Source organism: Xylophilus sp. (assembly GCA_009914555.1).
In the GTDB taxonomy this organism is placed as follows: Bacteria; Pseudomonadota; Gammaproteobacteria; order Burkholderiales; family Burkholderiaceae_C; genus WNDY01.
Window position 1 is genome coordinate 55,451 of sequence record WNDY01000016.1, and the last position, 12,573, is coordinate 68,023.

Annotated in this window: 12 protein-coding genes; 4 read left to right on the forward strand and 8 right to left on the reverse strand. The window is 72.2% G+C overall.

Annotated features, from left to right (window positions below; translation table 11 throughout):
• Window positions 1-102: 102 nt before the first annotated feature.
• The 6 genes from GAK38_RS09835 to coxB form a co-directional block, all read right to left on the reverse strand.
• Window positions 103-1,206 (reverse strand): extracellular catalytic domain type 1 short-chain-length polyhydroxyalkanoate depolymerase, encoded by a 1,104-nt coding sequence (locus GAK38_RS09835; protein WP_325343636.1) that lies wholly within the window; start codon window positions 1,204-1,206, stop codon window positions 103-105.
• Window positions 1,207-1,232: 26 nt separating this feature from the next.
• Window positions 1,233-1,670 carry a CopG family transcriptional regulator gene (locus GAK38_RS09840; protein WP_325343637.1) on the reverse strand — a complete coding sequence of 146 codons (438 nt, stop codon included), beginning with the start codon at window positions 1,668-1,670 and terminating at the stop codon, window positions 1,233-1,235.
• 45 nt (window positions 1,671-1,715) lie between these two features.
• Complete coding sequence (locus GAK38_RS09845) at window positions 1,716-3,773, reverse strand: cytochrome c oxidase assembly protein (protein ID WP_325343639.1); 2,058 nt, start codon at window positions 3,771-3,773, stop codon at window positions 1,716-1,718.
• A 125-nt stretch (window positions 3,774-3,898) separates the two neighbouring features.
• The gene (locus GAK38_RS09850) at window positions 3,899-4,495 is read right to left on the reverse strand and encodes a cytochrome c oxidase subunit 3 (protein ID WP_325343641.1); all 597 of its coding nucleotides are present in this window, start codon (window positions 4,493-4,495) and stop codon (window positions 3,899-3,901) included.
• Window positions 4,492-6,423 (reverse strand): cytochrome c oxidase subunit I, encoded by a 1,932-nt coding sequence (gene ctaD / locus GAK38_RS09855; protein ID WP_325343643.1) that lies wholly within the window; start codon window positions 6,421-6,423, stop codon window positions 4,492-4,494. Before ctaD ends, GAK38_RS09850 begins: the two co-directional genes overlap by 4 nt.
• The gene (gene coxB / locus GAK38_RS09860) at window positions 6,420-7,433 is read right to left on the reverse strand and encodes a cytochrome c oxidase subunit II (RefSeq protein WP_325343645.1); all 1,014 of its coding nucleotides are present in this window, start codon (window positions 7,431-7,433) and stop codon (window positions 6,420-6,422) included. The genes ctaD and coxB overlap by 4 nt, the downstream gene beginning before the upstream one ends.
• Before the next feature lie 122 nt (window positions 7,434-7,555).
• Here coxB and GAK38_RS09865 point away from each other — a divergent pair, with 122 nt between their 5' ends.
• Window positions 7,556-9,877, forward strand: coding sequence for an FdhF/YdeP family oxidoreductase (locus tag GAK38_RS09865; RefSeq protein ID WP_325343647.1), 2,322 nt, complete (start codon window positions 7,556-7,558; stop codon window positions 9,875-9,877).
• Window positions 9,878-9,884: 7 nt separating this feature from the next.
• Here the strand turns inward: GAK38_RS09865 and GAK38_RS09870 are convergent, their stop codons facing one another.
• Window positions 9,885-10,094 carry a hypothetical protein gene (locus GAK38_RS09870; RefSeq protein WP_325343649.1) on the reverse strand — a complete coding sequence of 70 codons (210 nt, stop codon included), beginning with the start codon at window positions 10,092-10,094 and terminating at the stop codon, window positions 9,885-9,887.
• Between the two features lie 249 nt (window positions 10,095-10,343).
• Here GAK38_RS09870 and GAK38_RS09875 point away from each other — a divergent pair, with 249 nt between their 5' ends.
• Genes GAK38_RS09875 through GAK38_RS09885 form a run of 3 tightly spaced genes read left to right on the forward strand, consistent with a single transcriptional unit; the run spans window position 10,344 to window position 12,219 of the window.
• Window positions 10,344-10,892 (forward strand): hypothetical protein, encoded by a 549-nt coding sequence (locus GAK38_RS09875; RefSeq protein WP_325343651.1) that lies wholly within the window; start codon window positions 10,344-10,346, stop codon window positions 10,890-10,892.
• Window positions 10,893-10,933: 41 nt separating this feature from the next.
• A complete protein-coding gene (locus GAK38_RS09880) occupies window positions 10,934-11,566 on the forward strand; it encodes a hypothetical protein (RefSeq protein ID WP_325343652.1) in 633 nt (210 codons plus the stop codon).
• 11 nt (window positions 11,567-11,577) lie between these two features.
• Window positions 11,578-12,219, forward strand: coding sequence for an ABC transporter ATP-binding protein (locus tag GAK38_RS09885; RefSeq protein ID WP_325343654.1), 642 nt, complete (start codon window positions 11,578-11,580; stop codon window positions 12,217-12,219).
• 11 nt (window positions 12,220-12,230) lie between these two features.
• Here the strand turns inward: GAK38_RS09885 and GAK38_RS09890 are convergent, their stop codons facing one another.
• Window positions 12,231-12,377 (reverse strand): hypothetical protein, encoded by a 147-nt coding sequence (locus tag GAK38_RS09890; protein ID WP_325343656.1) that lies wholly within the window; start codon window positions 12,375-12,377, stop codon window positions 12,231-12,233.
• Window positions 12,378-12,573 lie beyond the last annotated feature (196 nt).

Consider the following 12,573-nt stretch of genomic DNA (forward strand, 5'->3'; position numbering starts at 1 on the left):
ACACCCCTGGGGTATATCATCATAGCCCTTGATTTACGTGCGCTACAGCATGCTCCCTCTCGGGAGTATGCAAGAAATCTCCAGCGTACCCCATGGGACGCCTCACGCCCTGCGCAGATGCGCCAGAAAGAACCGCAGCATCTCCGCGCTGGCGTCGGCGCCTGCGGCGTCCGTGTAGCTGCCCTCTGCGCTGCCGCCGGACCAGGCGTGTCCGGCACCGTGCAGCTGCCAGTATTCGGCCGCGCTGCGGCCGTCCGCATCGCCATAGACCGTGCGGGTGTAGCGCTGCCCCCGGGCCGAGCGGCCCTCGACCGTGCGGGCCGACGACCGCTGCAGCCCGGCGTCCGCTGCGATGACCGCGGCGCCGTTGGCCGCGTGCACCGTGGTGTCGGCGTCGCCGTGGAAGACGATGGTCGGCGGCGCGGCGCTGGCCTCTGGCGTGGCTGCGCCGCGCCGCATGGCGGCGAGCGCCGACGGGACGTCGCTGGCGCAGCCGCTCGGCAGGCCGGAATGCACGCCGACCGCCGCGAACACGTCGGGGTAGCAGCGGCCGAGGATGTGCGCCATCGCGCCGCCGGCCGACAGGCCCGCCACGAAGATGCGTGCGCCGTCCACCCCGTGCTCGATCGCGACCGACTGCGCCAGGGCCGCCAGGGCGGCCGGCTCGCCGCGGCCGCGCTGCTGGTGCTGCGGCTTGAACCAGTTCCAGCACTTCTGCGGGTTCGCAGGCCGCGACTGCTCGGGGTAGAGCACGACCACGCCGAGGTCGCGGGCCAGTGCGTGCATCTGCGTGCCGGCCGCGAAGTCGGCCGCATCCTGGGTGCAGCCGTGCAGCATGACGACCAGCGGCCGGGGGCTGGGCACGGCGCCGGCCGGCACCGGCGGCAGGTAGAGCTTGTAGGCGAGCGTGCGGCCCTGGTGGGCGAAGCGGCCGTCGATCCAGCGCTCGTCGCTCGGTGCGAAGGCGGCCGGCGACGTTTCTTCGGTGTCGTTATCGACGACGATGCGGGTCAGGCCGTCGAGGACCAGCGCATCGGCCTCGGCCTCATGGGCATGCGGGGGCGGCGGCGGCGGGGCGGCGGAAGGCTTCGTGCCGGTTTCACGGCCGCGCAGGGCGCGCCGGATCGCTTCGGTCGCCTCGTGCAGCCGGCCGTTGCGGGTGAGCCGCGTGGCCTCGCCCATCAGGCGTTGGAACAGTTCGTTCATTGCAGGGGGTTCTTTCGTCATGGGGGTTAGCGGATGCGCCCGGCCAGCGCGGCCTTGACCGCGCTGCTGGCCTGCAGCGATCCGAGGACGGTGATCGAGTCGATGACCGCCAGCGCGAGCTCCGGCGTCACGTCGAAGTCGATGCTCGCCAGGCCCAGCACGCGGATCTGCAGCTTCTCTCCGGCCGCGCGCGCCGCCTCGAGATCGGCTGCCGAGAAACGCTGGAGCCCGAGCACCAGCAGCTTGCGCGCGACGGCCTGCCTGAGCGCGTCGGCATGCGCGGCGAGCTGGTTGCGGATGGCCGTGCGGATGAAGTCCGTCCGGTTGGCATAGAAGCTCTCGGCGACCAGCAGGTCGATGTGGCCGAGGTCGACGAAGCCGAGGTTGATCGTGATCTTCTCGGAGTCGGCCGTCCGGACCGGCCGAGGCGCGTCGGCAGGGGGCGTGGAAATGCGCGAGGTCATTTCGCCATCCTATCACCATCCATATGGATGGTAAATGGATGGTTTTCAGCGTCCGATGCGCTGGCGGACCTGGCTCACGTCGGACGCCGTGACCGGCGCGCCGTCGTTGCCCCAGCTCTGCCGCACGTAGCTCAGCGCCTGGGCGATCTGCAGGTCGGTCAGCGTGCCGCCGAAGCCCGGCATCGCCAGCGGCGCGGGCGCGCCGTCCACGGCCGGGCCGCGCCCGCCCTCGACCACGATGCGCACCAGCGACTGCGGCTCGCGGCCCAGCAGCGACGGGTTGCCGGCCAGCGCCGGCACCTGCGGCGGCTGGCCGCGGCCGTCCTCCCCGTGGCAGGCCATGCAGAAGCCGTGGTAGGCCGCGCGGCCGGCGGTGTTCGTCGCGGCGTCGTAGCGCCCGTCCGCCGGCCCGCGGCCGCCGGCGCGCGCCGGATCGTAGCGGCCGGCGACGCGCTGCGGCGGCAGGCTCTTGAGGTAGCGCGCGATCGCGCGGGCGTCGTCCTCGCTCAGGTGCCGCAGCGTCTCCTCCACCTCCTCGGCCATGCTGCCCCAGACCACCGAGCCGCCGCCGCGGCCGGTGCGCAGCAGCTCGGCCAGCGCCCGGGCGTCCACCCGGCCCAGCCCGCCGCCCGGGTCGCCGGTGAGGTTCGTGGCGAACCAGCGGTCGGTCACCGTGCCGGTGAGGAACTGGTCGGAGCCTTCGTCGTAGCCCTTCTCCTGGTAGCCCGGCCCGCGCGGCGTGTGGCAGGAGCCGCAGTGGCCGACCGACTGCACCAGGTAGGCGCCGCGGTTCCAGGCCGCATCGCGGCCGGGCCGCGGCGCATAGACGCCGCGCGGCAGGAACAGCGCCTGCCAGATGCGCAGCGCCCAGCGCTGGTCGAACGGGAACGGCAGGTGGTTCGGCGGCGTCGGCACGGCCTGCGGCGCCACGCCTTCGCGCAGGTAGGCGAAGAGCGCGCGCAGGTCGGCGTCGTCCATCTTCGCGTAGGACGCATAGGGCATGGCCGGATAGAGCGGCCGGTCGCCCCGCGCGCGGCCCTCGCGCATGGCCCGCGCGAAGTCGGCGAAGGTGTAGCGCCCCAGGCCGTGCGCCGGGTCGGGCGTGATGTTGCTGCTGTGGATCGGGCCGAACGGCGAGGGCATCGGCCGTCCGCCCGCGAACGGCGCCCCGCCCTTCGGATCGGTATGGCAGGCGGCGCAGCCGCCGATGCGCGCCAGGTAGGCGCCGCGCGCCACGAGCGCGGCCGGCTCGGCGCCCCGGGCCGCCAGCGCCGCGGCGGCCAGCAGCCCGGCCGCGAGCAGCCGTCGCCAGGCGGTCATGGCCGCGCCTCCCGCGGCGGCGGCGCCGGCGCCAGCCAGCGCCAGCCAGCGCCAGGCCAGCGCCAGGCCGGCCAGCACATAGGCCAGGCCGGCCGGCACCCACATGATCAGACCGCCGACCTGCTGGTCGCGCAGCGGGTCCATGCCCAGCGCGGCGGCCGGCTCCAGGTAGATCGGATACCAGAGGGCCGGCGCCAGCGTCAGCAGCGCGCCCAGCGCCGCCGTGTGGACCATGGTGGTGAACAGCGACAGCAGCGCCGCGCCGCCCTGCGGCCCGCCGCGGCCGAGCACGCTCCACCAGAACAGCACGGCGCTGCCGAGGAAGCTCGCATGCTGCACCCAGTGCAGGCCCGGATGGCGCAGCGCCGCCTCGAAGAACCGCGGCACGTGCCAGACCCAGAGCGCCAGGCCGTGCAGCACCCAGGCGCCCAGCGGCCCCGAGGCCGCGGCCCAGCAGCGGGCGGCGGCCGGCGCCCGCGGCAGGCGGCCCAGCGCGGTGCGCAGCCGCCGCGGCAGCGCCCACAGGCCGACGGCCAGCGGCCGGCCCAGCACGAGCAGCGGCGCGGCGACGATCATCAGCGCCTCGTGCTGCAGCATGTGGGCGGCGAACAGCCATTCCGACAGCCCGTCCAGCGGCGAGGCGAAGGCGCCGGCCAGCGCCAGCCAGCCGCCCGCGAAGGCGCCGGCCAGCGCGCGCAGCAGCCGGCGGCCGCGGCCGCTGCGCCGCAGCAGGCGCAGCAGCCCGGCGCCGTAGGCCAGCGCGGCCGCCGCCAGCAGCAGCACGGTCCAGGGGTCCGGCTGCCACTACCAGGTGCCGTAGCCTTCCAGCGGTCCGCCGGCGCCGTGCGCCCGGGCCATCGCCGGCAGCGCGGCCAGCGGAAGCAGCAGCAGCGCCGCGCGTCCCACGGTCAGAGCCTCGGCGCGAGATAGATCACGGCCCAGACAGGCAGCCAGCTGCCCACCACGAAGTACCAGTACAGCGCGTTCTCGGCCACGTCCACCATGCGCTTGCCTTCGAACGGGCCGCTGTAGAGCAGCACGGTGAGCACCAGCGTGTCGATCGTGTCGGTGATCAGGTGGGTGGTGTGCAGCCCCAGCAGCAGCCAGACCAGCGAGCCGTAGGCGTTCGCATGCCAGCTCACGCCGAGCGTGCGGAATTCGAGCGCACGCAGCACGAGGAAGCCCAACGCCATCAGCACGCACACCGCGAGCCAGCGGCGCGCGGCAGCGCGGTCCTCGCGCTGGGCGGCGCGCTGGGCCCGCCAATTGGGCCAGAGGCTCGCCAGCAGCAGCAGGGTGTTGGCCACGCCCCAGCGCAGCGCGGGCAGCGGCGCGCCGAGCGGCCAGGCCGGCGCGATGCCGCGCAGGTAGAAGTACATCAGCAGCGCGATCGCGAAGACCGTGCCTTCGATCAGCATGAGGCCGACCGTGCCCCACCACATGAGGCTGCGCGTGCCGAAGCCATAGGTCGGCAGGTCGCGCACGTCGACCGTGCCGCCGCTCATGGCCTGCGCTCCAGCGCCCGCGCGCGGCGCGTCTCGGCCCGCGTCGGCCAGAACCAGCCGATCACCGCCACCGCGACCGGCGCCGAGAGCCAGACCACGGCCCAAGGCGTGAAGACCGAGCCGACGAAGAGCGCCGTCACCGCCAGCGCGCTTGCAAAGGGCCAGAGCGACGGCGACGGGAACAGCGGCCGCCCTTCGGGCCGGGCATCGGCCACCGTGGTGGTCAGCACCTCGCGCGCATCGGCCGCGAGGCCGGACACCGCGCCGGTGCCGCGGGCGTCCCAGCGCGGATCGGCGCCGTACACCACCGGCAGCGCATCGAAGTTGTGCGGCAGCGGCGGGCTCGGCACGCTCCATTCCAGCGTGCCGGCCTGCCAGGGGTCGGCGCCCGCGGGCGCGCCGCGGCGCAGGCTGGCGGCGACGTTCCAGAGGAACACGGCCACGCTCGCGGCGATGACCAGCGCGCCGAGCGTGGCGACGAGGTTGAGGCCGCCCCAGCCCCGTTCCGCGCCGTAGGTCCAGACCCGCCGCGGCATGCCGTCGATCCCCAGCAGGTGCATCGGAAAGAAGGCGACGTTGAAGCCGGCGAATAACAGCCAGAACTGCCAGCGCCCGGCCCGCTCGCCGAGCATCCGCCCCGTGGCCTTCGGGAACCAGTAGTACAGCGCGCCGAACAGCGGGAACACCGCGCCGCCCAGCAGCACGTAGTGCAGGTGGGCCACGACGAAGTAGCTGTCGTGCAGCTGCAGGTCCAGCGGCACGGCGCCCAGCATGATGCCGGTGAGCCCGCCGAGCACGAGGATGAAGAAGAAGCCCAGCACGAACAGCAGCGGCACGCGCAGCCGCACCCGTCCGAGGGCCAGCGTGGCGATCCAGCAGAAGATCTGCACCGCCGACGGAATCGCGATCGCGAGGCTGGCCGCGGTGAAGAAGCTCTTGCCGACCTCGGGCAGGTTGGTGGCGAACATGTGGTGCACCCACAGGCCGAACGCCAGGAAGGCCGTGGCCACGAGTGACAGCACCATCGCGCGGTAGCCGAACACCGGCCGCCCCGCGAACGTGGAGACGATGGTGGAGATGAAGCCCAGCGGCGGGATGAAGATCAGGTAGACCTCCGGATGGCCGAAGAACCAGAACAGGTGCTGCCACAGCAGCACGTCGCCGCCGCGGGCCGGGTTGTAGAAGTGCGTGCCGACGAGCCGGTCGAGGATCAGGCCGGTGCTGCCCAGCATCACCGCCGGCATCGCGAAGATCACCATGAACTGGGTGACCAGCGTGGCCCAGACGAACAGCGGCATGCGCGCCAGCCCCATGCCCGGCGCGCGCAGCTTGAGGATGGTGGTGATGAGGACCACCGCCTCCAGCAGCGCGCCGAGTTCGGTGAAGGTGATCATCTGGGCCCAGATGTCCACGCCCTTGCCGGGCGCATAGTCCGACAGGGCCAGCGGCGGGTAGCTGAACCAGCCCGCGTCGGGCCCGGCGCCACTGGCGAAGCCGGCGAACAGGAAGACGCCGCCGAAGGTGAAGATCCAGAACGCGAAGGCGTTCATGCGCGGGAAGGCCACGCTGCGCGCGCCGACCATGAGCGGCACCAGCCAGCCGGCTGCGGCCTGCATCACCGGCACGGCGAACAGGAACATCATCGTCGTGCCGTGCATCGTGAACAGCTGGTTGTAGAGCCGCGGCCCGACGAGCCCGCCCTCGGGCCGCGCGAGCTGCAGCCGCATCGCCAGCGCCAGCAGGCCGCCGAGCACGAAGAACGCGAAGGTCACCACGACGAAGCGCGCGGCGATCGTCTTGTGGTTGATGGCCGAGAGCCAGCCGCGCAGGCCCGGCGGGTCGCTCCAGGTGCGGCGCAGCGCCTCGACCACCGCGGGCGGCGCGCCGGGGCCGTCCTTGAGGTGCGGGAGACCGTGCGGGGCCGTCATCCGAGGCTGCGCAGGTAGGCCACGAGATCGGCGAGGTCCGCGTCCGTCAGCGCGCTCGGCGGCATGGCGGCGCCGGACTTGATCTGCTGCGGGTCGCGCACCCAGCGCGCGAGCGCCTCGGCCGTGTTGGGCGCGCTGCCGGCCGCGATGGCCGGGCGGCTGGCCAGGTGGGTGAGGTCCGGCCCGAGCATGCCGTCGGCCGGCGTGCCGCGCACCGTGTGGCAGCCGGCGCAGGCCCCGTTCAGAAACAGCGCCTGCCCGCGCTGCGCCGCCGCCGTGCGGGGTATCTCCGCGATGGCCTGCTGCTCCGCGCGCCAGAGAGCATATCTCTCCGGAGTATCTGCTACGAGCCCGAAGGCCATGAGCGCATGCTGCGTGCCGCAGAACTCGGCGCACTGCCCGCGAAAGCGCCCGGGCTGGTCGGCGCGCAGCGTGATCGTGGTCGGCCGGCCCGGCAGCATGTCCTTCTTGCCGTGCAGGCTGGGCACCCAGAAGGTGTGGATCACGTCGGCGCTGAGCAGCGTCACCACCACGGTGCGGCCGACCGGCACGTGCAGTTCGCCCGCAGTGCGAAAGCCCGGGCCGTCGGCATCGGCGGCATAGCGGCTCTCCCACCACCACTGCTGGCCGGTCATCTCGATGTGCAGCGCGTCGTCGGCGGGCAGCCGCGACAGCGCCCGGTCGGTCAGCACGTCGGCCGCCACCAGGCCCGCGAGCAGCAGCGCCGACAGGCCCGCCGCGCCGCCCACCCAGCGGCGCGCCGCGCCCTCTGCCGCAGGCCCAGCCGGCTGCTGCGCGGAGCGCCCGCGCCACAGCGCCAGCAGCAGGGCTGCGAGCACCACCGCGAACACCGCCGTGCAGACCACGAGCGTCAGGTTCCAGAGCCGCACGATGTGCGCTGCCTGCGGGCCCGCGGGCTGCAGTACCTGATCCCAGGCCGGCGCGGCCGCGGCGGCCGCGACAGCAGCCAGGAGGCGGGGCCTCGTCCATCGTGTGTCTGCCTGTTGCATGTCTCCACCCGGGCGATCCCCTCGCCGTGGCCGACAAGTCTTGCAGTCTGCGGACTACGCGACTGCCGCGCGGCTGCCCGCTAGGTTGTAGGACAACAACCACGATGACGAAGGCATCTCCCATGGCCCACGAACACGCGATCGACCATGCCCGCTCCTACGACCATCCGGCCGGCGGCTGGGGCTCCCTCAAGGCGGTCGGCGCCATCCTGCTGCGCGAGCACGTGCCGCTGAAGGCCGCCCGCGCGCTGCGGGTGCAGAACAAGCCCGGCGGCTTCGCCTGCGTGAGCTGCGCCTGGGCCAAGCCCGAGCATCCGCATGCGGCCGAATTCTGCGAGAACGGCGCGAAGGCCACGGCCTGGGAGCTCGGCTCCGCGCGCGCGGATCCCGACTTCTTCGCGCACCACACACTGGCCGAACTGGAGACCTGGAGCGACCACGCACTCGAATCGGCCGGGCGCCTCACCACGCCGCTGCGCTGGGACGCGGCCAGCGACCGCTACCTGCCGGTGCAATGGGACGAAGCCTTCGCAGCCATCGGCGCGGAGCTGCAGGCCCTGCGCCGCGAGGACCCGCGCTCGGTGGTCTTCTACTCCTCGGGCCGCGCGTCGCTGGAGGCCAGCTACCTCTACCAGCTGCTGGCGCGCCGGTACGGCAACAACAACCTGCCCGACAGCTCCAACATGTGCCACGAGAGCACCTCGGTGGCGCTGCCGCAGTCCATCGGCGTGCCCGTGGGCACGGTGACGCTCGACGACTTCGCCCATGCGGATGCGATCTTCTTTTTCGGCCAGAACGTCGGCGTGAGCAGCCCGCGCATGCTGCACGACCTGCAGGAGGCGCGCCAGCGCGGCGTGCCGATCGTCACCTTCAACCCGCTGCGCGAGCGCGGCCTCGTCGCCTTCGCCAACCCGCAGTCGCCGCGCGACATGCTCACGCCGGCGCAGACCGAGGTCAGCACGCAGTACCTCCAGGTGCGCAACGGCGGCGACATCGCGGCCCTCACCGGCCTGTGCAAGGGCGTGCTCGCGCTCGATGACGAGGCGCAGGCGCAGCGCCTGCCGCGCGTGCTCGACGTGGCCTTCATCGCCGAGCACACGCACGGCTTCGGCGCCTGCGCCGCGGCCGTGCGGGCCACGCCCTGGGAGGCGATCGAGCGCGCGTCCGGCCTCGACCGCGCCGCGCTGGAGCGGGCGGCCCAGGTGTTCGCCCGCGCGCGCTCGGTGATCGCGGTCTATGGCATGGGCCTGACCCAGCACCGCCACGGCGTGCGCAACGTGCAGATGCTCGCCAGCCTGCTGCTGCTCGGCGGCCACATGGGCCGCCAGGGCGCGGGCATCTGCGCAGTGCGCGGCCATTCCAACGTGCAGGGCCAGCGCACCGTGGGCATCACCGAGAAGCCCGAGCTCGCGCCGCTGGACAAGTTGAAGGAGCTCTACGGCTTCGAGCCGCCGCGCGAGAAGGGCCTCAACACGGTGGAGACCTGCGAGGGCGTGCTCGACGGCAGCGTGCGGGCCTTCGTCGGCCTGGGCGGCAACTTCGTGCGCGCCGTGCCCGACACGCTGCGCATCGAGCCGGCCTGGCGGCGGCTGCGGCTCACGGTGCAGGTCGCCACACGGCTCAACCGCAGCCACCTGGTCCACGGCGCCTCGGCCTGGCTGCTGCCCTGCCTGGGCCGCATCGAGATCGACCGCCAGGCCGACGGCGTCGAGCAGACCGTGTCGATGGAGGACTCCACCGGCATCATGCATGCCTCGCGCGGCGTGGCCGAGCCGGCATCGCCCGAACTGCTGTCCGAATGCGCGATCGTGGCCCGCCTGGCCCAGGCGACGCTGGAGCCCGATGCGCGCCTGCCCTGGGCCGAGTGGGCGGCGGACTACAGCCGCATCCGCGACGCCATCGCACGGATCTGGCCCGACGTCTTCCGCGACTTCAACGCGCGGCTGCAGCTGCCCGGCGGCTTCCAGCGGCCGCTGCCGGCGCGCCAGCGCGTGTGGAAGACGAAGAGCGGCAAGGCCGAATTCCTCGGCCACGGCCCGCTCGAAGCCGACCCGGACGCCGCTTCGGACGACCCGGCCGTGCTGCGGCTCATGACGCTGCGCAGCGACGACCAGTTCAACACCACCGTCTACCGCCTCGACGACCGCTTCCGCGGCATCCACGGCAGCCGGCGCGTGCTGCTGCTGCACCGCGACGACATCGCGCGCCTGGGGCTGGACGAGGGGCAGCCGGTCGATGCCGTCTGCGCGATCGACGATGGCGTGGAGCGGCGCGTCGGGGGCCTGCGCGTGCTGGCCTACGACATCCCGCGCGGCAGCGCGGCCGGCTACTACCCCGAATGCAACCCGCTGATCCCCCTGGCGCTGCATGCCGAGCAAAGCAAGGTGCCGGCGGCCAAGGCCATTCCGATCCGGCTGGAGGCGGCGGCCGTGGCGGCCGCCTGAACCGCCGTCAGCCGCGCTGCTGGCGGCAGATGTTGCCGCCCGTGGTCGTGAGCTGCAGGCTGCCGCCCAGCCATTCGAGCCAGGAGAGCGCGACCAGATCGTCGATGACGTCCTCGTCGATTTCGCCGGCGCGGCGGCGCTGCAGCAGTTCGGCGACGTGGGGCAGTTCGGACCGCAGCGCGTCCTGCCGGCGTTGGGAAAGGGGCGCGTGGTTCATGCAGGTCCTTTGACGGTCGGGCAGCCGCCAGCGTACCACCGCGCCGGCTGGACCGGCATCTTCCGGCCGCCGCCGTCCATGCGGACCCCCAGGCCACCGGGCTGCCGCTTCCGGATTCCCGTGCTCTATAGTCTCGCCGGCCGAGACACAACCAACACCGTTGAACCGAAGGAAGGAAGGCGCGACCTTGCCCACCGCTTCGTCCCGCGCGCAAGGGCGGACCACCATGGGATGCCCTGGCGGGCGTCGATGACCGGCCGCCTGCTGGCCTTGCGGCTGCGCTGGTATGGCGAGGCCACGGCCCTGGCGCTGCTGCGGCGCTGGCAGGCCATCCTTCTGTGGACCGGATTGCTGGCGCCGGTCGGCGGCACGCTGCTCGGCGTGGCCGCCTATCCGGTACTGGCGATCCTGCAGCCAGGCCGCGGAACGGCCTGGCGTCTGGGCGCCATCGGCCTGTGGCAAGGCTGCTGGGCGCTCTGGGCCTTGATGCAGAAGGATGCGCTGCGCGGCGGGCCTTGCGCCGCCTATCTGCGCTCGCTGCCCATCCCTGCATCCACGCGGCGGCGCATCGACTTCGTCGTGCTGCTCACAGGCAGCACGCCGTTGCTGGTTCCCTTCATCGCGGCCGGCGTGGAACTCGGCACGGCCGGGTTGGCGCCGCTGGCGGCCGTACGCGGCGGCCTGCTGCTGGCCTTCCTGCTCGCGACGCAGTGGTGCGCGCAGCATGTGGTGTGGACGAACACGGCCGCGCATGGCTGGTGCTGCTGGCATTGGACCTGTGGTTCGCCTGGGCGCTAGGCCGTCCTGTGGACTCTGCGGTCTGGCCGATGGCCCCGGCCGTGGCCCTGTCCGCCTGGATGTTGCTGACCGACATTCCGGCGCCGCCGCGCCGGCTGTGGCCGCTGCTTGGCCGCACCGAGGCCGGTTTCAGGCGGCTGGGCGACGCTGCCATGCGCGTCCTGCCTCCGGACGACCGCCTGGCGCTGGGCATCCTGTACGGCCAGCACCGCCCGGCGACGCTCGGCACGTTCTTCCATTGCCTCCTCGTCACCGTCGCCGCACTGGGATTGATGCGCACCTGGGATTTCGACGGCCGCTGCCTGCCGATGGTGTTGATCGCGTTCGGCTTTCTTGCGCTGGCGGTGAGCGGCCTGTACTGGCCGCTGCAGCTGGCGCATGCGGCAGCGCGCCCCTACATGGCAGCGCTGCCGCTGCGCCGGCGCTGGCATGTGCGGTCGGATGCCACCGCGGTCCTGGGCCTGGCCGTGCCGTTCGCGGCCGTGCTGTCCGCGTCACTCTGGCGGGATGCGGCTGTGCCGGCCGGTCTGGCGGCTGCGGCCGCGGGAAGCTTCCTGTCGCTGGCCGTGGTGCTCCGCGTGCCGCAGCTTTTCTCGAAGCGCCACGCCGTGGTGGCCAGCACGGTGGTGGCCGCGGGCTGGACCTTCGCGGCCGCCCATCTGATTGCAACGTGAGGAAGGAAGCGATGGTGATGCTGCGCGTTCACGAGGTTTCCAAGGCGTTCGGCCGTCGCACGGTGCTCCGCCAGGTCAGCCATTCCTTCGCGCCGGGACTCCATGCGCTGCAGGGCCCCAACGGCATCGGCAAGTCGACGCTGCTGACCATCCTGGCCGGCATCCAGGCGCCTGACAGCGGCACGGTGATCGTCGACGGCCACGACCTGCTGGCTGCTCCTGTACAGGCCAAGGCGCGGCTGGCGTTCGTGCCGGACGACGGCCCTGTGTATCCCTTTTTGACCGGACGCGACCTGCTCGACCTTGTTGCCCAGGCGAAGCGCGCGCGGGTGGACGCACGCATTGCGCGGCTCATCGAACGGTTGGGTCTGGCACCGCATCTGTCGACACGTTTTGGCCAGATGTCGCTGGGCACGCAGAAGAAGACCCTGCTCGCCGCCGCCTGGATCGGCCAACCTGCGGTGCTGCTGCTCGATGAGCCCAGCAATGCGCTGGATGCGGTGGCGCGGGGCGTTTTGATCGAGGAGTTGCGGGCGCTGCGCGGGACCACGGTGGTTGTCATGTCCACGCACGATGCGGATTTCGTCGGCGCTGTGGATGCGGATGTTCTGTCGTTTGCGAGTTTGCAGTCGGCTGAAGAAGCGGGGATATAAGCCCATAAGCGCTAACCGACCATCTCGCGCAGATCATCCTGTTGATACGTTCTGCGTCGAGGAGGCTCACGCAAGCTGGCGGCGATTTCCTTCCAGCGCTTCAGGCTATCGAGCAGCGAGAGCACTGGATTGACGGCTTGCATCAGCAGATGGCGCATCAGGGAGGTCTCGCGCCAGCGACATCGCCGTTTGCCCAGATGCGAGGAAGTAGCCCCAGGGGGAAAAACGAGCCTGTCCGAAATTTTGTGTGTGAGGCATAGCATGTCAATGAGGAGCATGTATGCCGACGAGCAAGACGAAAACGAAGAACGCAGCGATAGCCGCCCGAACGGCGGCGTTGCCCACGATCCCCAA